A 24,764-nucleotide genomic window follows, 5' to 3' on the forward strand; every position below is an offset into this window, starting at 1 on the left:
CAACCCGCCTGCCCTGCTCACGCCCACCCTTCCAATCAGCGCGCGTCCAACCCTTCACCCGGCTCGCGGGTCCGTGTGAGGTTCGACGGCATGACAGCAGTACAGGGAGGTCAGGCATGACCGCCGTCCAGAGCGCCCACCGCATCAGTGACGAGGCCGAAGCCCTCGCCGTCGCTGCCGAGTTCGCCGCACAGTTCGCCGAGGAGGCGGCAGGCCGCGATGCCGGTCGGCAACTCCCCTACGAACAGGTAGGCGCTCTCGCCGCGTCCGGACTGCTCGCACTCGGTGTTCCCCGCGAGCACGGCGGCATCGACGCGCGGACCGAAACCCTCGCCGAAGTCTTCCGCCTTCTCGCCGAGGGCGATCCGAGCATCGCGCAGATCCCGCACAGCCACTACACGTTCCTCGAGGTGCTGCGCCACCAGGGCACGCCCGCGCAACAGGAATTCTTCTACTCCGAGGTGCTCGCGGGGCGCCGGTTCGCCAACGCCCAGAGCGAGCGCGGAACCAAGACGATCGATATCGACGCCACGACGCTCACCGAGCAGGGCGGCGACTTCGTCGTCGACGGTCGCAAGTTCTACAGCACGGGCGCGCTGTTCGCCGACTGGATCGCGGTACGGGCCACCCTTCCGGGGACGACGACTCCGACGGGGACGCCCGCGAAGGCCGTCGCCTACCTGCCGCGCACCACCGCCGGACTGTCGATCGTCGACGACTGGGACGGCATGGGGCAGAAGACCACGGCGAGCGGAACCGTCACCCTGGACGCCGTCCGGGTGCCTGCATTCCACGTCGTACCGTTCTCCCCCATCTTCGACGCACCCACCACGTACGGGTCGCAGGCCCAGATCCTGCACGCCGCCATCGACGCCGGGATCGCCGCAGCGGCCCTGAACGAGGGCGTGCGCTCCGCGCGTCGGGCACGGCCCTATTTCGAGGCGGGCGTCACCGACGCCGTCGACGATCCCCTGCTGATCCAACTGGCCGGTGAGGCGGCGGTCAGCGTCCGGTCCGCGACGGCACTCCTCCGGGAGGGTGCGCGCAGCATCGACGCAGCCCGGCGCGACCTGAGCGAACAGAGCGCCGCGGTCGCCTCGATCGACGCCGCCGCGGCCAAGGTCGCCGCCGCCCGCGCGTCACTCGAGGCGTCGAGCGTGCTGTTCGAACTGGGCGGCACCCGCAGTGCGTCGGAAACGTCCAACCTGTCGCGGTACTGGCGCGACGCCCGCACCCACACCCTCCACGACCCCACGCGGTGGAAGATCCAGCACATCGGCCGGTGGACACTGTCGGGCACCGTCCCGCCCCGCCACGGCCTGCTGTAGGCCCTCCGGGCCTGTGCGCCTTTCTGGTTGCGGGAGCTACCAAAAAGGCGCACGGGCGCTACCCGCCTATGTCCGCCTTCATGAGGAAGACGTTGTAGTCGGACCAGGTCGACATGGTGAAGTACAGATCGTCGCCACTCGACCACGGGTGGATGAAGCCGCCGTACAGTTCCGGGTACTCGACGGCGCTGACCATCGGCGCCCCGTCGGACCAGGCGCCCTGCGGCGAGTCGGACTCACGGAGAACGATGGCCGCCTTGGACGTGTCGAGGTACGCCATCTGCCATTTGCCGGTGGCCTCCTCGTAGCGCACGGACAATTCGGCGGCGGGGGCGTCCACGATCGGCGTCGCCTCCGTGTAACCACCGACGGGCGTCCAGTTGCCGTTCTGCCAGTACTGGTACGCGGACGTGTTCAGCACATCGGCGGCCGGGACTCGGGCCAGACCGATGGCGCCGAGCCTCGTGTTGGGGGTGCCGAACATGTACACGAAGTCGCCGGCCGGGACCATCGACGCGACCTGGAACTTGGTGACACCGAAGATGTTGTCCCACTTCGCGTACGGGTCCTTGGTCCACGTCGATCCACCGTCGTCCGAGTAGGCGATGCCGCCGTAGTTCGTCCACCACGTGGCGGGGATGCTGTTCCAGGTGCGGATCGACATGTAGCTCATGTACTGCCGGTTGCCGACGGCGAAACCCGAGGTCGGGATGGTGGTGATCTCGATGTTGTCGAGTTTGCGGCTGTCGAGCAGTTCCGCCGCGTGGCATCGGCTGTCCTGGACCATGCTGTCGAGGCTCATACCGTCGGACAGGTTGCGGTCGGAGCTGAAACCGAGGACGTTGCTGCGCCAGTCGTCGCCCTGACCACCGGGCGGCTGGAATCCCTTGCCGACCGTGTCGCCGAACGCGACGGCGATCTGGTCGGGGGCGCTCTCCCACATGATGCCGAGGTCGGTGCCGTTGACCTGGTAACGCTTGTCGGTGCGGCTGACGGAACCGGACCCGGTCACCTTGGCCACGCGGGTCACGTCGCCGATCTTCGGGGTGGCCGGGGCCGCGCTGCGCGGCGCCTCCTCGGTCGCGGGGTGCACGAGGGGCGGCGGTGGGGGCAACTGGATGTCGGCGCCCGGGACGGGAATGCCGAAGTGGAAGGGTGTGAATTTCACGCTGACGTCGGGGATGTTCAGCACGCTCGACAGGTTTCCCGGGGCGTGGTCGGTCTCGTCGGTGAGGTCGGGGCACGGATCGGTGCACGTGTCGGCGGGCAACGCCTGCGACACGCGGACGGGCTCGGTGACGGGGGCGGGATACGGCACCGTCGTGATCTTGGGGTACGGGATCGGAATCTCGAGCTTCTCCGGTATCAGCGAATGTGTCTCGTTCGACACCTCGCTCGCGCAGGGACCGCTGCCGGATAGGCCGTTGGACACCGGCTCGGGTTCCGCGACGGCGGTGTTCTGGTTCGAATAGGCGATCATGCCCGAGCCGATCGCCACTGCCGCGACCGACGCGACCCACCTCTTCGACATCCCCGACCCCTCCGTCAACTCCGGCCACTACCGGCGAGGGGAACATAGCATCGCGCTTGTACGCTCGCCGGTTACCACACGCCATACCTGGCGGTAACATTTTTGTCCCGATCCGAAATCGAGGCTGTGACTCCTGCCACGTGACGGCGGAAGTGACCCGTACGCGGAGTCACCGATACCGCAGGTCAACGACTTTCGACCGGTGTGTTCGCGTGCCGAACACCGTCAAGGGATCGGTGAACACCGGATTGCATCTGTTGACGCTCCGGATCGCCCGGTATTCACTGATCGTGCGCATCCACCGGATTCCCGGTCCGCGACGAGACCCCGAGCTCCTCGCCCTCTGCGCTGCGGGCCCGCCCGCGTTCTTCCGCTCCAGCGCGAACCACCGTTCTGCACGGGTCCCGCATTCCACCGATCACCGCCGTCGTCGCTCGGCGGCGTCGACCCGTGCGAATTCCGCTGTCAACGAAAGGAATCGACATGACCGCCGTCCTGGAACCGACCCTGTCCTATTCGTCGTCCATCCCCCGCGCACACGTGCACCGCGCCGCGATCTGCGAGGTCTTCCTCACCGACATCATCTGCGAGAGCTACCCACAGTTTCGTCTCGGTGTGCAGCTCCCCAGAGTCCACAGCTACTACAGCGATCACAATGTCGTTGTACGACAGTATGATCCGCTGCTGCTACTCGAAACGTTCCGGCAGGCATCCATCCTCATCTCACATCGGCACGTCGACGCTCCGCTCGACGCCAAGTTCGTGTTCAATGCCGGAGCGCTCGAGGTCGTCGACCTCGACGCCGTGAGAGTGGGCCCCGCACCCGCCGCGGGGGTTCTGGACGCCACGATCACCGCGGAGAAGCGACGGGGCGCCGACATCGTCGGAATCACGCTCGCAATGACACTGGCGCTGGACGGAGCTGCCGCGGCCACCATGAGCATGACCATCCAGTGGATGCCCGGCGACGCGTGGGACCGCCTCCGGCAGAAGGGTCGGGCACCGCTGCAACTCGATCCCGCCCGTCCGCATCCGTTGCACGAGCGGGTCGAGCCTCGGGAGGTGGCTCGACATTCGTTCGACAACGTGGTGCTCAGCCGGATCGGTGTCGCCGGCGACACCGTGCGCAGCCAGGTTCTGGTCGATCAGGCCCATCCCGGCCTGTTCGATCACCCGCTCGACCACGTGCCGGGCGCCCTGATCTTCGAGGCCATGCGCCAGACCGCCCTCGTTGCCGCGCACGAATTGTTCGGCCTGTCCACGCGAATGCTCGTCCTCGTGGGGTGTGACGCCGTCTTCGAGAGCTTCGGTGAGCTGGAGTTGCCGACCGATTGCGCAGCCGTCGCCGAGGCGGAAATCTGCTCCCGCCAGGTCGTCCTGTCCGTCACTCTGGCGCAGGAGGGCCGGCAGATCGCCCACGGCCGGGTCACCCTGCAACGAGTGAGCGCCTCGACTGCCGCTCTCGACCGGATCGTCCGATGACGACACGGGACGACACCATGGTCTGGTTCGACTTCGGTGGCGTGCTCTCACCCCCGCTCGCCGAACTCTTCGCGGCGTACGAAACGAAGACGGGCATCGCACCCGCCGCCCTGCAGGCGGCGATGAGCGCCGTCGGCGACGACCTCGGAGCACATCCTCTCGCCCCGATCGAATTGGTCCAGATCACCGAGCGCGAGTGGGGTGCGAGACTGAGAGAGCACCTCGCCGCCGCCGACCCCGGCCTGGACCTCACCCGGGCGCGGCTGGAGACGTTCGGCGAGCAGTGGTTCGACGGGATCACGGTCAACACGGCGATGGCCGCGACGCTACGCGGCCTGAAGGCTCACGGCCTGCGCGTCGGCGTCCTGTCGAACAACGTGGTCGAATGGGAGCGATTCTGGAGACCGATCATCGAACCCGCCGGCCCGCTCGATGCTCTCGTCGACTCGTGCCTGGTCGGGGCGCGCAAGCCGGACCCCCAGATCTTCGCGATCGCGGAGAAGACGGCCGGCGTCGACGCCGGCCAGTGCATCCTGATCGACGACCTCGAGCAGAACGTGCGCGCGGCACGCGAGAGCGGTTGGTGTGCCGTCCATTTCCGCACCAATGCCCAGGCATCGAGTGAACTGTCCCGGCTGACCGGCGTCGCCGCCGTCCTGTGAATCCCACCAACAGAAGGAGTACGACGTGACGACTCAGATTTCGACACTCGCTCCACGTCGCCGCCGACACGATGTCGCGGTGTCCATCAACGACATTCCCTACCTCGACCCGCCGGTCGCGTACACCGCGGTGACCGCAGAAGGGCCCACCGGACTGCCGGAGATCACCCTGCCGAGCGGTCACACCGCCCTGCACGTCACACGGTACGACGACGTCCTGAAGGTACTCACGGATCCGTCCTTCGGCCGGAAGGAGACCAACGTCGAAGGCGGGCCGAGTTTTCAGCCCACCACGATGCCCCCGGACCTTCTGCTGAATCTGGACACCCCGGATCACGCGCGGATGAAGAGTTTCGTCAACGCTGACTACAGCCCCGCCGGCGTCGAGAAGCTGAAGGGGTCGGTCCGCCGCATCCTCGACCGGCGGATCGCGTTGCTGCGCAACGAGGAGAACCCCGACCTGTTCGCGACGGTGCTCGACCGCCTGCCCGTCGAGGTGAATGCCGGATTCCTCGGAATCCCGGAGTCGGACATCGATTACTTCCGCCCGTCGTCGCGGGTCGTGCAGTTGTCGCACGACACCGACATTCCCGGCCTGCTGGAGAACTTCTGGCTCGTCTACCACTACGTGACCGATCTCGTGCAGGGGACGCGGCCCGTCGAACCGGGCGGGTTGATCGACCGATTCCTCGCGGCGCGGGGCGAGGCGGAACCGCCGCTGAGCGACGACGAACTCGTCGCGATCCTGCTCGGCTCCGTCCTCGGAGCCGACCAGAACGTGCTGTCCGTGCTCGCGAAGGCCGTGTACGTCCTGTTGCAGGCGCCTTCGCTGTGGTCGCTGCTGGTGGAGGAACCGGCCGCTGCGCCGCAGTTGGTCGAGGAGCTGTTGCGGGTGCTTCCGCTGGGAAACATTTCGACGTTTCCCCGGATCGCCACGCGTGAAGTTCGGCTGCGGGACTCCGTGATCCCCGTGGGTGCCCTCGTCTACGCCGACGCCTTCGCCGCGAACCGGGACCCCGACACGTTCCCGCACCCGGAACTCATCGACCCGTTCCGAGACGGGAAACGCCATCTGCAGTTCGGGTACGGTATGCATCACTGCATGGGCGCGTCGCTGGCCAGGATGGAGATCACCACGACATTGGTCCGGCTGGCGGAAGAGTTCCCGACTCTCGGTCTCGCCACCGAACCGGCTGCGGTGCCGTGGGATTCGGGAGTGCTTCTCCGGCGTCCGACGTCGCTTCCCGTCCGCTGGTAGGCGCTTCGCGCTCGTGCGCGGTTAACGAGTCCCTGCACTCGTCAACCGTGCACGGGTGGCGGAGCCGCCGAACGTCTCCGCGAGCCGGGCGACGAGTTCGCTGCCGTCGCCCAACTCCCCCGACCAGGCCACTTCACCGTCCGGGCGCACGAGCACGGTGGTGGCCCCGAGGTTCCGCGCCCGAATCAGCCGCACCCGTTCGCCCCAGAGGGGTTCGACGACTGCGTGGACGGACTCCGATGCGTCCCCGCACAGCAGGAGGCCCCGGTTTCCTGCCGCGACGTGCAACCGGATCAGGTCGGTGACTCCGGTGTCCGTCTCGATCACGGTGTTCGCGGCGAAGTCGCCGCGCGCCGCGTCCTGGAGAGCGCTGGGCGCGGGCTGACTCTGTGCACTGATCGCCGAACCCAGTGCCCGGTTGCGGTCGCGGTCCTCCAGCAGGACACCGAGTTCGTGTCGCAGGCGGTCCCCGTCGACGCCGATTCGCATACGTTCACGCTGATCCGCGACGTTGGCGATCACCCCGGCCGCACACGCGCGCCGTTCCCGCGAGTACACGTCCAGCACCGACGGGTCGGCCTGTCCCCGCGCGACGAGGGCGAGGCGCCAGCCGAGGCCGATCGCGTCGCCGATACCGAGGTTCAGACCCTGCCCGCCGAGCGGAAAGTGCACGTGCGCAGCGTCACCGACGACAAGGACCCGGCCGAGCCGGTAGTCGTCGACCAGCCGCGAGTAGTCGCTGAACCGGGACAGCGACCGCGCGTTGCGGAACGGAACGGGACGGCCCGCGAATCTGTCGACCGTCTCCTGCAGTTCCTCCGCGGTGAGGGGCTGGCGATGATCCTCGTGCGGACCACCGAGATCGAACGCGATGATGCGACTGAAGCCGGCGTGATTGACGTTGAGGACGGTCCAGCCCCGTTCGGTGCGCACCCACCCTCTGGGGGCGTTCGCGGGGTCGTCGAGGACGGCGAGACCCAGGAGCGCGGCGGCGGTCGGCGCCGTTTCCGTCGCCGTGAAGCCCGCACTTCGCCGCACGATGCTGCGGGCGCCGTCCGCGCCGACCACCCAGTCGGCCGCCACCACCCGGGTGCGTCCTTCGTGGGTGAAGGTCACCGTCGCCCCGCCGTCGTCGTGGTCGACGTCCGTGACCACCGCCGCCTTCAGCACCGGGGTGCCGAGACCGCTCAGCCGTGCGGTGAAGAGTCTTTCGAGATCGCTCTGCCCGATACCGGCGATGGCCGGTCCCTCGCCGGGCGGGGCCGTGATCTCCAGACCCCAGACCCCGGCGTAGTGAAAGGTGGTCGACGCGGCCCCTGCGCCGACGTCCGGCGCCGCGAAATGCCCTCGACGAGTGAGCAGCTGAATACTCCGCGCGTGGATCGTCCCCGCCTTCGGAACGTCCGTGGTGTGCGGGGCAGCCTCGAGGACGAGGACGTCGATTCCGCTGCGCGCCAGCTCGAGCGCCGTCAGCGATCCCACCGGGCCACCGCCGACCACCACGACCTGATAGTGCTGTCGCAGGTCGTCCGCCTCTGTCACCGCGCGCTCGCCCCGCGTCGCAGCAGCACCGCGATGACACCCGACAATCCGGCGACGACGACCGCCAGAACGACGAGCGTCGTGTGGAACGCACTGTTGTAGGCGTCGATCACGAGCGGCGCCACCTGGTCCCGGACGTCCGGCCCGGCCGCCGTCAGGGCCTGCTCCAGATCGCCGCTGGTGGCCTTGCCGACGACGTCCGCCGCATTGCCCACGCCGTCGACGCCGGCCAGCGCTTCCTCGCCCCTGCGGGTGACGAGACCGGTGAGCAGCGCCGCGTACACCGCTACCGCGATGGCCTCGCTGCCCAGTCGCATCGTGTTCACCACGCCCGCAGCCATACCTGCCTTCTCCTCGGGGACGAGGGCGAGCGCCTGACCGTCGACGAGACCGGCGGACAGTCCCATTCCGCAGCCCGCGAGGAGCAGCGGCACCGCGATGACGGCGACCACCGTGTCAGGTCCCGCCAACAGAAGTCCCAGGTCACCGGAAATCAAGGCTCCCAGGCTGATCCAGATCACCACGAGCGGGTTCACCCCGGCGCCCACCGCACGGCCTGCGGCGAGCGGTCCCACCACGACCGGAATCGTGAGGAGCACGATCACCAGACCCGCCTTCGCCGAAGACTGGCCGGCCACGAACTGGAGGAAGGTCGGGAAGTAAGTGAGCAACGTGACGAAGCCGAACGATGCCGCCACCGGAACGAGGCACAGGGCCATGAACCGGGCGTGGGTGAGCAGTTCGAGGTCCAGCAGCGGAGCCGGACGTCGCGATTCGACGCGGGCGAACGCGACGAGCAGCGCGACCGCGAGCACGAAGGACGTCACGACCGCCGGGCTGCCCCAGCCCCAGGGTTCGCCCTGGACGATGCCGACCATCGCGGCGAGCAGACCCAGCACCAGGAGGACGGTGCCGAGGAGGTCGAACTTCGCGGCCCCCTCGCCGGCCGGTCGTGCCAGTCCGATCACCGGGGTCGCCGCGAGCACCACGAGCAGCACGGCGGCCTGGACCGCGAAGATGGGCCGCCAGCCTGCCGTGTCGACGAGGAGCCCGGACAGCGTCGGTCCGAGCGCCACACCGATGCCCGCGGTCGTCCCGAACAGGGCGAACGCACGCAAACGGGCGGGCCCGTCGAAGGCGGAGGACAGGATGGCCGCGCCGCACGAGAAGATGGCGGCGCCACCGAGACCGGCGACGCCGCGGGCGACGTCGAGGACCACGATGTTCGGGGCCAGCGCGCTGGCGACGCTCCCGACCGCGAACGTGGCGGCACCGGCGGCGAACAGGCGGCCGCGGCCGAAACGGTCCGACAGCGACCCCCAGACCAGGGTGAAGCACGCGAACGACAGGTTGAACGCGTTCACCACCCACTGCTGGCCCGATGCGCCGCCACCGATGTCGGAGGAGATGGCGGGCAGCGCCACCGCGGTTCCGGAGATCGACATCGGGACGACGAGAACGGCCAGCAGTACTGCGGCGAGGGTGAGGTTCCCGCGTCGCGGGTCGGACGGTGGTGTTTCGGGTGGTGACGTCGGTGTCGTGGCATCCGACGTGGTCAGCTCCGAGGTCATGTCGATCCTTCCTGAAGTGTGCGGCCCCCGTGCACCAGAGGTTCGATACAATACGAACCATGCACCAGAGTTAGGTTCGATGCAAGACGAACCTCCACTCTGGTGGTCGACGACCCGAACCTGGAGGTGCGCCGTGCCCGACGCCGAGGGACATCCCGCGCTCGACGAGATCCAATTGGTCTCCGTCCTGGCCGCTCTCGCCGACCCCCTGCGACTGGAGGTCGTGCAGAAGCTCATGGTGGAGGCGGACGGGGCGGAACGTCACTGCACGTCGTTCGGGCTGCCGGTGTCCAAATCGACCCGCAGCCACCACTTCAAGGTTCTGCGTGAAGCCGGGCTGATCAAGCAGGTCGACCGCGGCAATTCGCGGATGGCTCAGCTGCGCAGATCCGACATCGAATCCCGCTTCCCCGGGCTCCTGGACGCCGTCGCGACCACACCGGACTGAACGCCGTCGCAGCGACCGTCTCGCCGAGCATCCGGATCGCCGCCGTGCGATGATCGTGCGCCATGAGGGGGGCGGTACGAGTGGAACAACGGGGAAGTGGAGACGGCTGGATACTGGTCGAAATCCTGGGAGACGCACCGACGGTGATCGCGGAGGGCATCAAACAGCGGCAGTGCCGGCCGCTCGGCAACGTCTACCGCGGCAGGATGCTGACGCTGGTGACGGGAGCCATCGACACGGTCAGGTCGTCGGGACAGCCGGTGCAGGTGACCCTCGGTGAGACGGTGGGCGACATCGATCTCGTCGTGGGGAAACCGGTACTCGGTCCGGGCGGAGACGTCCTCGCGGTGCAGATCTTCACCGGTCGTGCGGACAGTCCGGTGCCCCAACCGCACCGGGCGGCAGGGTGGGAATGGAACCTGTCCGTGTCGGCGGGTCCGCGACGCACTCGATGGACGCGTGAGTTCCGGAATCTGTACGGAGTCGCGGACACCCGGCCGGAGCACGACTACTTCGGTCTCGCCGACCTGTACCGGAGGGTGCCGCGGCTCTCCGACATCGCGGTGCTGATGGAACGCGTCGACAACGCGCGGGACGGCGAGTTCCTGTCCGGCGAACTCATCGCCCGCCACGACGACGGAACGCTGCGCCTCGTCCGGTTCGTGCGCCGAGCCGTCGCGACACCCGAGGGAGTGGTGCTGCGGGGCGTCGATCACGACGTCACGCACAAGACCGACGTCGGCGAACTGGCGATCCGGGTGATGGACTCCGATATCGCGTCGACCGTGCACGCGGTCGCGGGGGTTCATGCGGCACTGGTCGATTCACAGCACGGGTACGCCATCAAATGGATCACCGCACCGCTGGCGGGTTTGTCTGCCGCGGCGGAGGGCGGGCAGATCGGACTGCTGCACGGCGAAGACCTCGCGGCGGTGCGGCAACGGATCACGGCCCGTGTTCCCGGAGTCGCCCGCGTCGCCCTGTCCGACGGGTCCTGGTCCCGGCACACGGTGCGCACATTTCCCGTCCCCGGATACGGTTCCACACCCGTGGTGATGATGACGTTCTCAGGCGCCTGTCCCGAACAGCATGCCCAGCAGGTAAGTGGCGGCGGCTGCGCCGTACCCGATTGCCAGCTGGCGTAACGCGCGCTTGACCGGGGGTCCACCCGACAGCAACCCCACAACCAGACCGGTCCCGAGCAACGCGACGCCGACCAGCGCAGCAGCGACCACGAGCGCGGCGGTGCCTTCCATGCCGAAGAGGTACGGCAACACGGGGATCACCGCACCGGACGCGAAGAAGCAGAAACTCGCGGCAGCCGCACCGAGCCCGGTGCCGATGGCCTCGTGCTCGTCGGCGGTTTCCGTACCCGAAACGGGCTCGGGCTGAACGGCTCTCCGCAGCACGTCGGCCGCGCGTTTCTCGGCGTCGTGCGCGGGCATGCCCCGCGCGCGGTACACGAGTGCAAGTTCGTTCGCGTCGACGTCGAGGAGCGGCACTGCCTCACGGGCGCCCTGCCCCGGCGCCGACGCCTCGAGCAGTTCACGCTGCGACCGCACGGAGACATACTCGCCCGCACCCATCGACAACGCGCCCGCGAGCAGACCGGCGAGGCCGGTCAGCAAAACGATGTGATTGTCGACGCCGCTACCACTGATGCCGAGCACGAGGGCGAGGTTGCTGACCAGGCCGTCGTTGGCACCGAACACGGCGGCACGAAACGTGCCGGACAGCCGATTTCGCCCGCGCGCCGCCAGCGCCCGCACCACCTCTTCGTGGATCCGCTCGTCCGCGCCCATGGCGTCGGTGGCGTCGACGTCGGTCGGGTACGGCGACCGGGTCTCCGCGCGCTGCGCGAGGGCGAGCACGAACACCGATCCGAACCGCCGGGCCAGCACACCGAGGATGCGAGTGCGGAGATCACCGCGCACGGGCTTGCCGACATGTTCGCCGAGCAGCCCGCGCCAGTGCGCCTCGTGCCGTCCCTCGGCGTCGGCGAGCGCCAGCAGAATCTCGCGTTCCTCACCGGTCCGACGTTTCGCGAGGTCGCGGTAGACGGCCGCCTCGGCGCGTTCGTCGGCGAGGTAGCGACGCCATTTCCGGATTTCACGCGGACCGGGATCCGGTCGTGCACCAACCATCGTCCGCCTCCCGATCGTCGACGGGAGAAGCCTACCGACGCGCCCTCCCCACCGCGGCGCTTCGAGGTCAGTCCTCGGCGGCGAGCGCCTTCCCGAGTGAGTCCTCCGGTTCGGAGACCACCACAGGATCGCGCCCGGACAGCAGGTCGAGGACGGCCTTCGGCCGGGCCAGCGATTCGCGCACGGTGTTCCTGGCCATCGTGATCGGGCGGCATTCGCATCCGGCGTTGACACCGGCGACGTCGATCCCGGCACCGCGGCACAGCGCGACCGCGCGGGGAACGTGGAATCCCTGCGTGACGATCAGCGCCTTGGTCACACCGTACGTCTGGACGGCGCGAGCGCACGTGTCGTAGGTGTCGAGCCCGTATCGATCGCCGACGATCTTGCTGGGGTCAATGCCCTTCTCGACCAGGTAGTCCGCCATCGCCGCGATCTCGTCGCCGGATCTGCCTGCTCCGTCGCCCGAGACGAGGACCGCCCGCGCGCGGCCGTCCTGCACGAGACGGACGGCGACGTCGAGGCGTCCGGCCAGGTACTCCCGGGGTTTGCCGTCGCGCACCTGCGCGCCGAGGACGATGACCACCGGTGCCTCGGGTGCGTCGTCGACGTCGTAGACATGGCCGGAGGCCTCCCGCGATATCCACACCGTCGAGGCCGCGACGACGAGGACGGCGAGCGCGCCGAGGCCCGCTCCGATGCCGACCAGTCGGCGGACGATCCGTCGTTCCCCCATGCCGCCATCAAACCACAGCGTCAGGCGACGGCCGGTTCTTCCCCGGCGCGCCGCTCACGCAGTCCGGATGCCAGGCACAGGCCGAGCCCGAACAGAACCCAGCAGGTCAGCACGAGTACCGCCGCACCGGCTCCGTGTCCGTCGAAGAACGCCGTCGATCGCACCGCGGTTCCCGCCGCTCCTGGTGGCAGCAACTGACCGAGTGCGCCCCACCCCGACGGCAGCCACGCCGCGGACGTCGCCAGTCCGGACAGCGGGTTGGCAAGGAAGATCATAGTCACCGCTCCGAGCGCGAATCCCGCTGTGCCCAGCACCGATTCGAGCCCGAGAACGGTCAGCGAGATGGCGGCGATGCCGAGCACGACAGCACCGGTGGTCGTCCAGTAGTTGCCGTCGACGCTTCCGAGGCCGAACTGCAGAATTGCCGTCAGCACCGCCCCGGCGCTCACGGCGAACAGCACCGCCCCGGCGACCCGTCGCCCGACACTGCGCGGAAACAGCCGCACGAGCGCGAGCGCGGGGATCATGCCACCGAAGACCAGGGGAAGCGCCAAGGCGCCGAGACCGACGCCGGCGGGGTCGTCGGCCGTCAGCGGAACGACGTCCTCGACCGGAACGGGTTGTCCCGCAGTCTTGCTCATGCCCGCCGCGAGGCCGTTCATCGTCTGCGCGACGGGCGCCCCGCCTGCGCCGGCGGACAGGACCTTCATGCCGTCCGGTGTCGCGACGATGCCGCCGACCACCTCCCGGTGTTCGATCGCCGTCCGGACCGCGTCGGCGTCGGGAAAGCGCTCGGTGACGAACGCGCCCGGGTGTCCCGCGGCGAGCGCGTTGTCGACCCTGGTGGCGGCCGCGTCGGGTCCGGCGACGCCCAGCCGGAGGTCGTGCGGGCCGCTGTTGACGGCCGGCAACGCGAACGCCAGCAGCATGAGCGCGATCACCGCGGTGAGTCCCAGCACGACAGCGGTCAGTTTTACGGGATCGGACGGGCCGTGCGCCGACCGCCCGGTGGGCGCCGTGCGCGGCGCGACTGTCCCGGTATCCGAGGTGGTCATCGGACTCCCCTTCACTAAGTGGAGGAAATCCCTCCGTTCCTTGTGGAGAATATTCCTCCGGTTATGCTGGGTTGTCAACGGAAGAGGTGGAATCGTGCGGGCAGACGCGCTGGAACGACGCAACACCCTGATCAAGGCCGCCCGCGTGGTGTTCGCCGACCGCGGGCACGACGCGCCCCTCGACGCCATCGCCGCGCGAGCCGGCGTCGGGATCGCCACCCTCTACCGGAACTTTCCGAGCCGGGACGAGCTCGCCCACGCCGTGGCCCGGACGACGCTCGCCGAAGTCCGGGAACTCGCCGTCCGGGGACTGGACGACTGCGGCGACGACCCCGAGGGAGCGTGGCGGCGGTTCGTCGACGCCGTGGTCGAACTGCGGATGGGAGCGCTGGTTCCCGCGCTGGTCAACAGTCTCGACGAGCTACCACCCGACGTCCGCGAGTCGAGGGAGCTCACGAAGGCGACGGTCACCGACTTCATTCACCGGCTCCAGGACGTCGGGCTGGTGCGCGAGGACGTCGTGCCGCTCGAGATCATCATGGGGATCGCCATGCTCACCCGGCCCCACGTGCTGATGTTCGAGGACGCGACGGCCAATCTCGTTCCGCGGCTGATCACGGTGTTCCTCGCCGGGTTGCGCCCGGACGGGGCTGCGCTGCCGCCGCCGATCCTCCCGGAGTCCGATGTACTGTGACGGGAATGCAGCCTGGGGGGCCTCTGCCACAGCCATGGAATCACCCGTATACGGGTGACGATCAGCCGCGGCTGAACGGCTGGGACGTGGCGGTGTCGGCGGCCGCACTCGTCGTCGCGGTCGCCGTCGCCAGCATCTCCGCGGTCGCGGGACTGTTCTGGCTGCTGTTCCTGGACTACTGCCCGCCCGAGACGTGCAGCGCCGAGAACGCGTGGATCGCGGTGTGCGTGGCGCTCGCGGTCGCCGCACTCGTGACCGTGATCGGCGGAATGGTCACGATCGCGCGCATCGCGCGGCGCACGATCGCGTGGCCGGTGGCATGCGGAACCCTGATCCTCTGCGCAGGCGCGTGCGCGATCGGATTCGCCGGTTACGTCTCCGCGACGGGGATCTGAGCGGCCTCAGCCCACGTGATGGTGGTCGGTCCGGCTGATCGCGACAGCGGAGACGATCACCCCGACCACCACACCGACGAGCGTGTCGACGATGCGGCTCACCGCGATGTCCGGTGCGACCGCCGACCCGAGACCGGTGAGCAGCAGAGCCATGGGGGTGATGGCGACGGACGCGAACGCGTAGTTCTTGATGACCACCAGTTCGGTCACGGTTTGCAGCACCACGATGACCACGACGGTCTGCCAGTACCCCATCGCGGCGGCGATCAGCCCGGCGGCGAGGACGGCGCCCGCCACGTTACCGACGAGGCGTTGAATTCCCCGCTGCACGGTCTGGCTGAAGTTGAAACCCTGCATCGCGGCCATCGCGCCCATCGACGCCCACAGCGGATGCTCCAATCCCATTGCCACACAGATCCATCCGGCCAGCGCGGCGGCAGCGGCGATACGGGCCGCGTTGACGATCCCCTCTCGCGACCGCAGCGCACGGAGGCCGTCTGCGAAGAAGCCACCCGGCTGCGGCAGCACCGGGGTCTCCGCACCGAAGGCCGAAAGATCACTGCGGCGCTTCACCTTACGCAGTTCGGACTCGTGATCGACGAGCGCACGCAGAGTGTCGTGGTCACGCTCGTGCGCCCACCGATCGACGACCGTGTCCGCTTCGGCGAGAAGCGCGAACAACTGGTGGGAGTGCCCGTCCCGGCCCCGCCCGCTGTGGGCGATCACGTCACGCGCGTTGTCGATGGCCTTGCGTGCGGACGCGATCGCGGAGGTGTCGTGTGCACGCTGCAGTTCCGCGGCAGCGGCGAGTGCCCGCGCCACCGCCAGCCGGGCGGGACCGAGAGGAACGAACAGGCAGGGCGTCATGGCGGCGAGCCAGCCCACGACGACACCGATCGCCACGGCCACGACCGCCGGGCCGAGATCGGACAGCTGGGTCGCATGTCCGACCGCCGCGGTGGCCGCGAAGACCAGGATGACCGGCCCGGGACCGGCGATGCGGAACGCCGCCAGCAGCCAGGCGGCGACGCCCGACGCGACGGACATGACCGCAATCTGCAGCCAGAGTGACAGTCCCGCCGCACCGAGGAGCGCTCCCCCGGCGACGAAGGCGATGAGCGCGACACCGACGAGTCCCGCCTTGCGGGCGAGCCGCGGGTACGGCTCGTATCGACCGAACGCGGCGGTCAGCGCACCGAGTGCCGCGAAGCCCGCGAGGTTGCCGTGCCCGAGAAAACCACCGATGACCAGCACCAGAGCCGTCGCCGCACCCACCCGCAGCGCGGGAGCGATGGTGGCGTCGGCGTTCCGGACCTCGAACGCACCGCGCCACGTCGACGGCGCCATCGAATAGGCCAGCGCCCCACGGGAGTGATGGAGCCGGCTGAGGTCGGGTGCGTATCGAGGGGAAGCCTGCATGGCCTCAGCGTACCGTATACTTCACTAGTAAAATAGTTCTGAATTAGTGTGAAGTTGGTCGCTACGATGGTTTTCATGAGCACTGCCCCACGTCCGGATGAGGACTTCACCGATCGCGTTCGACGCGAATGGGCCGAGACCCATCCCGAAGTGGACACGTCACCGATCGAAGTGATGGGCCGCATCACCCGGATCGGATCCCAGGCCCTGCAGCAACTCGACCGTGCCCTGGACGCGAGCGGGGTCTCGCGCGCCGAGTTCGACGTCCTGTGTGTACTCGCCCGCAGCGATCGGCCACTGCGGGCCAGCGAGGTCACCGCCGTGACGATGCTCAGCGGCGCATCCACCACCAAACACGTCGACCGCCTGGCCCGGCTGGGACTCGTGGAACGGCTACCGTTCGAACGCGACGGGCGCGTCGTGTTGCTCCACCTGACCGAGTCCGGGCGGCAACTCGTCGACACCGAGTTCCCGCAGCGCGTCGAACGCGATCGGCAATTTCTCGCCGGGCTCGACGAGGACGAATGCGCCGTCCTGGCCGGGCTGCTCCGGCGGATCGCCGCCAACGTCGAATCCGGGCTTCGCCGGTAGTCCCCTTGTCTTTCAGGGAATGACCTTCCGGGCCCGAAGGTCGCGGAAGATGTCGAGGAACATCTGCTCGGTCTCGACGTGACGGTGGAAACCCAGCCGGCGCGCCTTGGAACCGTCGGCGATGACGTCGTAGTCCCAGCCGAAGACGAAATCGCCGAACGCCCACGACGAGACGTCCGAGTACGGCGTCGGCGCCAGCCCGTGCTTCGCGACGAGGTCGTTCCACACCGGCTCCTTGTCGGCCATGACGACGTCCATCGACATCGGCAGCGGCGGTGCGACGTCCAGGTCGAAGAAATCCGCGATCTTCGGCAGCATCTCGTCCCAGCGGAACAGATCGCCGTTGTTGATGTTGAACGCCTGATTCGCGCACTCGGGGGTGGTCGCGGCCCAGACGGTCGCCTCCGCCAGCAGTCCGGCGTCGGTCATCTCGATCAGACTCGTGTACGCGCCGGGCTTACCCGGAAACCGCAGCGGCACGCCGAGTTCCTTCGACATCGTCGCGTAGACGGCAATCACCAGCGCGAGATTCATCGGATTGCCGAGAGCGAATCCGCACACCACCGAGGGGCGGATCGCGGACCACGTCCAACTCTTGCCGCGCTGACGGCCTTCGAGGAACTGCTGCTGATCCACGTTGAACTCGGGCGGCATGTGCGGCGGGTCGCTCTCGCGCGCCGGCGTCTTGAACGGTCCGAGGTGCGCGCCGTAGACCTTGTAGCCCTGCATCAAACTGATGTGCTCGAGCCCGGCAGCCACGGGTTCGAGCGCGTTCACCGTGTTGACGAGCATCGCGACGTTGGGCGCGACGAGCTCCCCCCACGACGGACGGTCCTGGTAGGCGGCGTAGAAGATGTGGGTCACGTCGCGCAGTTCACCCAGCTTCTCGGCGGCGTCGCGCTGGTCGAGCAGATCGACCGCGATGTGCCGCACCCGGCCGGTGTCGGGTCCGCCGCGTCGCGACAGTCCGATGATCTCCCACTCCCCGGTTGCCTCGAGGTGGTCGATCAGATTTCCGCCGATCACCCCGCGCGCACCGACGACCACTGCAACTCTGCGCTTCGCCATCATTCGACTCCTATCGTCATATCGCGAAATTGCGATATACCGAGTGAAGCACACATATCGGAAAATCGCGATATGGCGGTACGATGGGTCTGTGAGTGAACTTCCGGACGCGACCGACCTGGCCCTCGTCTTCAAGGCGCTGTCGAACCCGACCCGCGTACGCATCCTGCAGTGGCTGAAGGACCCCGACAGCTTTCCCCCACAGCTCGAACCCGCGGAAGAGGTGGGCGTGTGCCTGAAGCACATTCAGGCGAGGGCCGAGGTCTCCCAATCGACGGCCTCGCAGTACATGGCCGCCCTACAGAGCGCCGGACTGGTCACCAGCCATCGGATCGGCCAGTGGACCCACTACCGCCGCAACGAGGACCGGATCGCCCGGCTGGCCGATCACATCCGCACCGAACTCTGAACGAATCAGGGCATCTCGACGGTTTCGGCGCGCGCGATCTCGTCGAGCGCCCGGCGGACGTAACCGTCGGCGGGCACCTCCGCCGCACTCAGCAGATCGGCGATCACCAGGATCGCGGCCTCCACCGCACGCTCCGGTCTGCGCGGGTCCTCCTCGACATCGGCCACGCCGAGTGCACCGGTCAGCACGGTGACCAGCGAGTCGACGTCGACGGCCGGAAACCAGAGTGCCGCCGCCCGCGCGCAGCGGGTCAGGACGTCCTGCACGTCCTCTCCCGTCAGACCGTCCGGGTGCAACGTCTCGAGGAGTTCCCGGACCACCCCCGCCAGCACCGCACCGACCTGCTCCGCAGGCAGGGCCGCCAGTTCCTCCGTCGCCTCGGTCAGCGCCGACGCGTCCGACGCGCGCCCCGCGACGATGGCGGCGTCCAATGCCTCGGCGATGTCACGCGCGACAGCAGGCCAATGAGTGGGCCACATCCGGTAGATCCTCTTCTCGTCTCCGTCGATCAGCGCTCACTGTGCCATGGGGCACCGACACTCAGCGCAGCCGTTCGATCAGCCGCAGCGCGTCGAACGGCGCGTACCCCTTCATGTCGTTGTCGAAGTAGGCGAAGCAGTCGAGTCCCTGCCCGAGCCACCGCTCGAACTTGCGGGCCCACTCGTCCAGCGCCTCGTCCGTGTATCCGCTGGCATACAACTCCTTGTCGCCGTGTAACCGGGCGTAGACGAAATCGCTCGTCACTGCCTCCACGTACGGGTACCGGCCTGCCGTGTCGGCGACTACGAACGCGACGTCGTGCGCGCAGAGCAACTCCCTCGCCTCCTCCGTGTCGAAACTGGGGTGCCGGACCTCGAGCGCGTGGCGGACGGGGCGATCGGCGTCCGTCTCCGTCCACGCCCTGTCGTCGGTGAGCTTGTCGTCGTGTCGAGACGCGAGCGCCGCGGCATCGGTGGTCGTCCTCGGCAGCTGGTCGAAGAACGCTGCGAGACTCGTCGAATCGAACGCGAGCGTCGGGGGCAGTTGCCACAGCAGCGGTCCGAGCTTGGGACCCAACGCGAGCACCCCGGATGCGAAGAAGTTCGCCAGCGCCGCCTCGGCGCCGACCAGCCTCTTCATGTGGGTGATGTAGCGACCGCCCTTGACGGCGAACACGAAACCCTCCGGTGTCTCGTCACGCCACTTCGCGTAACTCGTCGGTCGCTGCAACGAATAGAAGGACCCGTTGATCTCGATCGACGTCAATCGCCCCGCGGCGTAGGCCAACTCCTTGCGATGGGCCAGACCGTCCGGGTAGAAGTCACCGCGCCAACCGGGATACGTCCAGCCGGAGATACCTACGCGGGCCTCAGCCATCTCACGACCCTAGCGCCGGAACCTATTGCATGTGGCCCGTCCCGGGAGAACCATGAGAGGACCCACAATCGAGGAGGCACTGATGCCGAGATATCTCTGGCAGGTCACGTACTCACCGGAAGGCGCGAAGGGATTACTCGCCGAAGGCGGCACCGCACGACGCGACGCGATCACACAGATGGTCGAAAGCGTCGGGGGCACAGTCGAATCCTGCTACTTCGCACTGGGTGGCCGGGATCTGTTCGTGATCGGCGACGTGCCGGACGACGTCGCGGCCGCCGCGCTCGGGATCCGCACCACCGCTTCCGGTGCGGCGAGGTCCGAATCGGTGGTGCTGCTGACGCCGGAGCAGGTGGACGACGCGGTGGGCCGGGACGCCGAGTACCGGGCGCCCGGCAGCTGATTCGCTACCCCTGCGGTAGCGAATATCGTTCTGCAGGATGATGTGCGGCGGCGGAGTCGGTCGATAGCGTCGAGCCATGTCAACTGACCAGGCCGACTCGACGACGGTGAACCCGTTCACCACCGAGTCCGCTCGCCGTGCCCTGTTCGCGCTGAGGGCGTTTCCCGCAGGCCTCGTCTCGCTCGGCGCGGCGGCGACCGGACGACATGGCTGGGCCGGGCGGTGGCAACTCGCTGCCGCCGACCCGAGCGAGTCGGAGCGGATCGACCGGCGTTCGCCGTCGTGGCTGCGCGTGTTGGCGCACTCGGTCCTGTCGCTCCTGATCGGGATGGTGGCCTGGTTTTTCGCGTTCCTCAGCGTGATCGCCGCGTTCCGGGGCCTGTTCTACGGGCTGATCACCGACGGTTCCTACGAGTACAGCTGGGGTGGCCCGACGCTCGCCGGCGCGTGGCTGGTGCATCTCGTGCTCGGTGTGCTGCTCGTGCCGGTCGCCATGTGGATCCTGAAGGCCATCGCCTCTCTGCTGGCCGGACTCACTCGCCGTCTGCTCGGCGACGGCGGCCCGGTGTGGGCCGTTCCCGTCGCGCTCGTGCTCGCCGCCGCGGGCGCGCTCCTGTTCCGCTCCTGGCTGCACCAGGCCTGAGAGCCGCAATCCGAAACACCGGAATGAATATCCACGAGGGAAGGTTGCACGCCACATGACGGAGACCACAGCAGAAACCCCGCAGCTCGGACAGTTCGGAGTCTGGCGTCACGCCGGCGGATTGGCCCCCGACGTGGGTGCAGCGATCGAATCGGCAGGCTACGGCGCGATCTGGATCGGCGGCTCCCCGCCTGCCGACCTCGACGTCGCCGAACGCCTGCTCGACGCGACATCCACCATCACGGTCGCGACCGGAATCGTGAACATCTGGACCGCCCCCGCCGACGAGGTCGCGACCTCGTTCCACCGGCTCGAAGCCCGTCATCCGGGGCGCTTCCTCCTCGGCATCGGCGTCGGCCATCCCGAACAGCCCGGCCTGAACTACAGCAAGCCGTACGCCGCGCTCGTGGAGTATCTCGACGCCCTCGATGCTGCCGGCGTCCCAGCGGGACGACGCGTCCTGGCCGCGCTCGGTCCGAAGGTTCTCGAACTGTCCGCAGCCCGCGCCGCCGGCGCCCATCCGTACCTGACCACGCCGCAGCACACCCGTGAAGCGCGGGAGCTGCTCGGCCCGGGCCCGGTGATCGCGCCGGAGCAGAAGGTCGTGCTGGACACCGATCCGGAACGCGCTCGCCCCATCGGACGTTCGGCCGTCGAGAATCCGTACCTGCACCTGCGCAACTACGTCAACAACCTGAAACGGCTCGGGTACACCGACGAGCAGATCGAGAACGGCGGCAGCGACGACCTCATCGACGCGCTCGCCGCCCACGGCGACACGCAGTACGTCGCCGGTCGCCTCCGGGAACATCTGGATGCGGGCGCCGATCACGTGGCCATCCAGGTACTCCCCGCAGGCGACGATCCGGTGCCTGCCCTGCGGGAACTCGCAGGCGCGCTGGGACTCTGAGTTCTGCTAACGAAATGATGTGATGGCGGGTACCGCATACTGAAAGGGGTTCGCCGAAACGGTCGGGGTATGGTCCCCTTCTGAACGGCAGGCAGGACTGAACGCAAGGTAGGAACTGTGCAAGAGCCAACGGCACGTCCGGTCGGCCCGTACGCTTCGGGGCCGCCACCTGCAGCCCTGACCGTGCACTCCGCGAGCCTCGACCATTTCCGCGCCGCGGAGTTGTGGCGGGCGATCGTCATCGGCGTGGTCGTTGTCGCCTACACCCTGTTCGCGCTGGTCACCTGGCCTGTCCGACGTCGCGGCCGCACCCTTGCGGACGCGGCGTCGGAGGGCCTGGTCAACGGTTTCGAGGTGCTGGGCCCGACGTTCGTCAAGGTCGGTCAGCTGATGGCGTCGTCCTCCGGCGTGTTCCCCGCCCCGCTGGCCAACGCCTGTCTGCGATGTCTCGACGACGTGCCGCCGGTGCCCGCCGAGGAGGCCCGCCGGGTCATCGAAGCCGACCTGGGGCATCCCGTCGACGCGCTGTTCACGTCGTTCGACGACGTCCCCCTCGCGGCCGCCTCCGTTGCGCAGGTACACGGCTGCGTACTCCCCGACGGCAGGGAAGCCGTCATCAAGGTGCAACGCCCTGACATCTTCCGCCGCATGGTGGTGGACCTGCGCACCGCGTACTGGGGTGCGCGGATCCTCGAGAAGCTGTTCGAGTTCTTCCGCATCGCCAACGCCACCGCCATCATCCGCGACCTCCACGCGGCCACGATGACCGAACTCAACAGTGCGGTCGAGGCCGACCGGCAGGCCCGGTTCAGGACCAACATCGGGGCGTTCGGCGACAACAAGGGCGTCACCACCCCCGAGGTGTACTGGGACTACTGCGGCCCGCGCGTCATCTGCATGGAACGCATGTACGGCCTGCCGCTCGACCGGTTCCCCGACCTCGTCCACATGGACACCCGGATGCTGATCCGCCGCGGCGTCAAGGTGTGGATCGAGTCCGTCATCCTCCACGGCCCGTTCCACGGCGACGTGCACGCCGGGAACCTGTGGGTCCTCGACGACGGACGCATCGCGATGCTCGACTTCGGCATCGTCGGTGAGCTCCCCGAGTCGTGGCGGCAGATCCTGCGCGACATGTTCTACGCGACCTTGATCGACGGCGACTTCTCCCGGATGGCCCGCGGAATCCGGGGCCTCGGCTACGCGACCGACAACGACGCCACCGACGACGAGATCGGACTCCAGGTGGCCGCCGCCCTCGCACCCCTGCTGGGCCGGGACCTCGGTGAGCTGCGGCTCAGCGAACTCATCATGGCGCTGATCGGCATCGGCAAGAAATGGGGCGTCGCCAGCCCCGAGGAACTCGTCCTGTTCGGGAAGCAACTCGGCTACTTCGAGCGGTATGCCACGGAACTCGCCCCCGGCTGGGTGATCGGGCAGGACCTGTTCCTGTTCCGCAACGTCTTCCCGGACGCCGTCGCCGCGAAGGCCCTCGAACTCGGGGTCGAACTGCCCGACGAGTGACGCGAGCTCGCGGCGAGGGATCTACTGCCCGGTCAGTGAATCCAGCACCGAGGCCCGGTGGAGGGGGTGATCCGGGAGCCGGTCGGGTGTCAGAATCCAGTCGTTGCCGGTCCACGGGTCGGAGACGGTGAGGACCCCCGACGTCGGAACCTGCTGCGCGATGCGTGCGAGCACCGCGACACCCGGATCCGAATCTGCCGAGGCACTGTCGCCGACGATGATCAGCGACGTCCCGACCGCGGGACCGTGATCGGCGAGGTGCACGATGCGGGCGGCGTCCTCAGCGCCGTACCCGTGCGGGAAGTCGCCCAGGATCACCAGCCGCGGCTCCGGCAGCGTGTCGCGGATTCCGCTGCGGGCCGCCATTTCGGCGAGGTCGACGCTCTCGGACAGCGCGATGAGGCGGGCGGTGATGTCGGACGCCGAGGACACGACCGGCGAAGCCAGACGTGCGCCGAGGGGTTCGGTGAACGTGCGCAGCGAGCCGCTGAGGTCGACCACCTCCAACCGCTGCGCCGGCGCAGGTGACGCGACCAGCATGCGCGCCGCCAGCGCCGCGACCACCGGTGCGGCCTCGGCAGCATCGCCGACGATCCAGAGCGGACGCCCCAATGGGTAATGGACGCAGAACGGCACCCGCAGCTCACCGAGATCGGGTGCGGACAACTCGCCGAGCCTCAGCCCGTCCGTTACCGCGGTGGCGGTGACCGGGCTCGTCCAGGCGGCGGATTCGAAGGTGGCCAGCGACCGCGGCAGCAGCGGGTCGATGGCGCGGAGTTCGTCGGCCAGTTGCGAAGTCTCGCCGTCGAATTTGCGCTGCGCCTCGGCGACGAGGGCATCGCACCGCTCCTGCGCCCTGGCCTGCGATTGCACGACCGCGGGACTGTTGCGCGTGGACGGGTCGGCCACCGACTCGGACAGTTCGTCGTCCAGCCGCGCCTGCGCGTAGTCGCGGGAGGATCGGAAGGAGGCCGCGGACCGGGCGGCATCCTCGAAGATCATCCACGCCCTCTCGAACGAGTGGGCCGGGTCGAGCGGGATGCCCGCAGGACCGGGTGTCGCCGGAATCTGTTCGGCGACGGGGTGTGCGGGTTCGTCCACCTCGACCCCGTGCCGGGAGACGAGTTCGGCGAGGCCGCCGTCGTATCCCTGCCCGACGGCCCGCACCTTCCATTCGGTGCCGCGCCGGTAGATCTCGAGGCAGATCGCGGCCGCCTCGGAACCGACCAGCGGGACGTCGAAAACGACCAGGGGAAGACCATTTTCGTCGGCGAGCGTGGCCGACAGCCCCTCGCGGGCCAGCGTCGCCCGACCGTTCGGGGACGCCGGATCGACACTGACCACGCAGAGCACGCCCGCCGCAGCGGCGTCCACCTCGTCCAGCTGCAGCCGGACCGTTCCGTCCGCGTCGAGTTCCACCCCGGCGGCGCGGCGCTGGTTGTAGAACACGAAATGGTCCGAGGACAGCGTGCGCAGATCGCCGTCCACGATCAACACGGAGACGTCGATCGGCGTCGCATCGACTGCGCGGAAACTCAGTACGCGCGACGGCAGCGGGGCGTTCTGCCCCGGAACGAGGTGGACCGTCACCGCCG

Annotated in this window: 25 protein-coding genes; 14 read left to right on the plus strand and 11 right to left on the minus strand. The window is 68.5% G+C overall.

The window, feature by feature from the left end; genetic code table 11:
* Positions 1-116: 116 nt before the first annotated feature.
* Entirely contained in the window at positions 117-1,328 is a 1,212-nt protein-coding gene (locus tag ACLIVD_RS31030) for an SfnB family sulfur acquisition oxidoreductase (RefSeq protein WP_491931179.1), read from the plus strand.
* A 58-nt stretch (positions 1,329-1,386) separates the two neighbouring features.
* On the opposite strand, the gene ACLIVD_RS31035 is transcribed toward ACLIVD_RS31030, so the two are convergent.
* Positions 1,387-2,859 carry a glycoside hydrolase family 183 protein gene (locus ACLIVD_RS31035; protein ID WP_491931180.1) on the minus strand — a complete coding sequence of 491 codons (1,473 nt, stop codon included), beginning with the start codon at positions 2,857-2,859 and terminating at the stop codon, positions 1,387-1,389.
* A gap of 483 nt (positions 2,860-3,342) precedes the next feature.
* Between ACLIVD_RS31035 and ACLIVD_RS31040 the strand changes: the two genes are divergently transcribed.
* From ACLIVD_RS31040 to ACLIVD_RS31050, 3 genes are read left to right on the plus strand one after another with little or no spacing between them, the layout of a single operon-like run.
* The gene (locus ACLIVD_RS31040; RefSeq protein ID WP_491931181.1) at positions 3,343-4,341 is read left to right on the plus strand and encodes a ScbA/BarX family gamma-butyrolactone biosynthesis protein; all 999 of its coding nucleotides are present in this window, start codon (positions 3,343-3,345) and stop codon (positions 4,339-4,341) included.
* Entirely contained in the window at positions 4,338-5,003 is a 666-nt protein-coding gene (locus ACLIVD_RS31045) for an HAD family hydrolase (protein ID WP_491931182.1), read from the plus strand. The genes ACLIVD_RS31040 and ACLIVD_RS31045 overlap by 4 nt, the downstream gene beginning before the upstream one ends.
* 25 nt (positions 5,004-5,028) lie before the next feature.
* Positions 5,029-6,261 carry a cytochrome P450 gene (locus ACLIVD_RS31050; RefSeq protein ID WP_283333789.1) on the plus strand — a complete coding sequence of 411 codons (1,233 nt, stop codon included), beginning with the start codon at positions 5,029-5,031 and terminating at the stop codon, positions 6,259-6,261.
* 21 nt (positions 6,262-6,282) lie between these two features.
* Here ACLIVD_RS31050 and ACLIVD_RS31055 read toward each other — a convergent pair whose 3' ends face one another.
* Together ACLIVD_RS31055 and ACLIVD_RS31060 are read right to left on the minus strand one after the other, a co-directional pair.
* Positions 6,283-7,803: an FAD-dependent oxidoreductase gene (locus ACLIVD_RS31055; RefSeq protein ID WP_491931183.1), complete on the minus strand. Its 1,521-nt coding sequence runs from the start codon at positions 7,801-7,803 to the stop codon at positions 6,283-6,285.
* The gene (locus tag ACLIVD_RS31060; protein ID WP_491931184.1) at positions 7,800-9,374 is read right to left on the minus strand and encodes an MFS transporter; all 1,575 of its coding nucleotides are present in this window, start codon (positions 9,372-9,374) and stop codon (positions 7,800-7,802) included. Before ACLIVD_RS31060 ends, ACLIVD_RS31055 begins: the two co-directional genes overlap by 4 nt.
* Positions 9,375-9,507: 133 nt before the next feature.
* Between ACLIVD_RS31060 and ACLIVD_RS31065 the strand changes: the two genes are divergently transcribed.
* Complete coding sequence (locus ACLIVD_RS31065; protein WP_280780503.1) at positions 9,508-9,822, plus strand: ArsR/SmtB family transcription factor; 315 nt, start codon at positions 9,508-9,510, stop codon at positions 9,820-9,822.
* 80 nt (positions 9,823-9,902) lie between these two features.
* Positions 9,903-10,967, plus strand: coding sequence for a GAF domain-containing protein (locus ACLIVD_RS31070; protein WP_283333785.1), 1,065 nt, complete (start codon positions 9,903-9,905; stop codon positions 10,965-10,967).
* Here the strand turns inward: ACLIVD_RS31070 and ACLIVD_RS31075 are convergent.
* The 3 genes from ACLIVD_RS31075 to ACLIVD_RS31085 all read right to left on the minus strand — a co-directional run bounded on the left by ACLIVD_RS31075 (position 10,890) and on the right by ACLIVD_RS31085 (position 13,757).
* Positions 10,890-11,966, minus strand: coding sequence for a VIT1/CCC1 transporter family protein (locus ACLIVD_RS31075; RefSeq protein ID WP_491931185.1), 1,077 nt, complete (start codon positions 11,964-11,966; stop codon positions 10,890-10,892). The genes ACLIVD_RS31070 and ACLIVD_RS31075 overlap by 78 nt on opposite strands.
* 67 nt (positions 11,967-12,033) lie before the next feature.
* On the minus strand, positions 12,034-12,702 hold the full coding sequence (locus tag ACLIVD_RS31080; RefSeq protein WP_491931186.1) for a SanA/YdcF family protein: 669 nt from the start codon (positions 12,700-12,702) through the stop codon (positions 12,034-12,036).
* Between the two features lie 20 nt (positions 12,703-12,722).
* Positions 12,723-13,757 (minus strand): ABC transporter permease, encoded by a 1,035-nt coding sequence (locus ACLIVD_RS31085; RefSeq protein ID WP_491931187.1) that lies wholly within the window; start codon positions 13,755-13,757, stop codon positions 12,723-12,725.
* 94 nt (positions 13,758-13,851) lie between these two features.
* Between ACLIVD_RS31085 and ACLIVD_RS31090 the strand changes: the two genes are divergently transcribed.
* Together ACLIVD_RS31090 and ACLIVD_RS31095 are read left to right on the plus strand one after the other, a co-directional pair.
* Positions 13,852-14,451: a TetR/AcrR family transcriptional regulator gene (locus ACLIVD_RS31090; RefSeq protein WP_009475118.1), complete on the plus strand. Its 600-nt coding sequence runs from the start codon at positions 13,852-13,854 to the stop codon at positions 14,449-14,451.
* Between the two features lie 86 nt (positions 14,452-14,537).
* Positions 14,538-14,846, plus strand: coding sequence for a hypothetical protein (locus ACLIVD_RS31095; RefSeq protein WP_317568353.1), 309 nt, complete (start codon positions 14,538-14,540; stop codon positions 14,844-14,846).
* Positions 14,847-14,852: 6 nt separating this feature from the next.
* Here the strand turns inward: ACLIVD_RS31095 and ACLIVD_RS31100 are convergent, their stop codons facing one another.
* On the minus strand, positions 14,853-16,265 hold the full coding sequence (locus ACLIVD_RS31100) for an FUSC family protein (RefSeq protein ID WP_283333780.1): 1,413 nt from the start codon (positions 16,263-16,265) through the stop codon (positions 14,853-14,855).
* Positions 16,266-16,331: 66 nt separating this feature from the next.
* Between ACLIVD_RS31100 and ACLIVD_RS31105 the strand changes: the two genes are divergently transcribed.
* Positions 16,332-16,856 carry a MarR family winged helix-turn-helix transcriptional regulator gene (locus ACLIVD_RS31105; protein WP_280780508.1) on the plus strand — a complete coding sequence of 175 codons (525 nt, stop codon included), beginning with the start codon at positions 16,332-16,334 and terminating at the stop codon, positions 16,854-16,856.
* Between the two features lie 12 nt (positions 16,857-16,868).
* Here ACLIVD_RS31105 and ACLIVD_RS31110 read toward each other — a convergent pair whose 3' ends face one another.
* The gene (locus ACLIVD_RS31110) at positions 16,869-17,927 is read right to left on the minus strand and encodes an SDR family oxidoreductase (RefSeq protein ID WP_283333779.1); all 1,059 of its coding nucleotides are present in this window, start codon (positions 17,925-17,927) and stop codon (positions 16,869-16,871) included.
* 88 nt (positions 17,928-18,015) lie between these two features.
* Here ACLIVD_RS31110 and ACLIVD_RS31115 point away from each other — a divergent pair, with 88 nt between their 5' ends.
* Positions 18,016-18,333: an ArsR/SmtB family transcription factor gene (locus ACLIVD_RS31115; protein WP_016882591.1), complete on the plus strand. Its 318-nt coding sequence runs from the start codon at positions 18,016-18,018 to the stop codon at positions 18,331-18,333.
* 5 nt (positions 18,334-18,338) lie between these two features.
* On the opposite strand, the gene ACLIVD_RS31120 is transcribed toward ACLIVD_RS31115, so the two are convergent.
* Positions 18,339-18,812: a hypothetical protein gene (locus tag ACLIVD_RS31120; RefSeq protein WP_283333778.1), complete on the minus strand. Its 474-nt coding sequence runs from the start codon at positions 18,810-18,812 to the stop codon at positions 18,339-18,341.
* A 61-nt stretch (positions 18,813-18,873) separates the two neighbouring features.
* Positions 18,874-19,689 (minus strand): DUF72 domain-containing protein, encoded by an 816-nt coding sequence (locus ACLIVD_RS31125; RefSeq protein ID WP_280780512.1) that lies wholly within the window; start codon positions 19,687-19,689, stop codon positions 18,874-18,876.
* A gap of 82 nt (positions 19,690-19,771) precedes the next feature.
* Between ACLIVD_RS31125 and ACLIVD_RS31130 the strand changes: the two genes are divergently transcribed.
* The 4 genes from ACLIVD_RS31130 (at position 19,772) to ACLIVD_RS31145 (ending at position 23,169) form a co-directional block, all read left to right on the plus strand.
* Positions 19,772-20,092 (plus strand): GYD domain-containing protein, encoded by a 321-nt coding sequence (locus ACLIVD_RS31130; RefSeq protein ID WP_283333777.1) that lies wholly within the window; start codon positions 19,772-19,774, stop codon positions 20,090-20,092.
* A gap of 76 nt (positions 20,093-20,168) precedes the next feature.
* Entirely contained in the window at positions 20,169-20,735 is a 567-nt protein-coding gene (locus ACLIVD_RS31135; protein WP_491931188.1) for a hypothetical protein, read from the plus strand.
* 55 nt (positions 20,736-20,790) lie between these two features.
* Positions 20,791-21,645, plus strand: coding sequence for an LLM class F420-dependent oxidoreductase (locus ACLIVD_RS31140; protein ID WP_280780514.1), 855 nt, complete (start codon positions 20,791-20,793; stop codon positions 21,643-21,645).
* Between the two features lie 117 nt (positions 21,646-21,762).
* Positions 21,763-23,169 (plus strand): ABC1 kinase family protein, encoded by a 1,407-nt coding sequence (locus tag ACLIVD_RS31145; protein ID WP_491931189.1) that lies wholly within the window; start codon positions 21,763-21,765, stop codon positions 23,167-23,169.
* 21 nt (positions 23,170-23,190) lie between these two features.
* Here the strand turns inward: ACLIVD_RS31145 and ACLIVD_RS31150 are convergent, their stop codons facing one another.
* Entirely contained in the window at positions 23,191-24,759 is a 1,569-nt protein-coding gene (locus tag ACLIVD_RS31150; protein WP_283333773.1) for a TerD family protein, read from the minus strand.
* Positions 24,760-24,764: the final 5 nt, after the last annotated feature.

It is taken from the genome of Rhodococcus sp. G6(2025) (genome assembly GCF_058628105.1).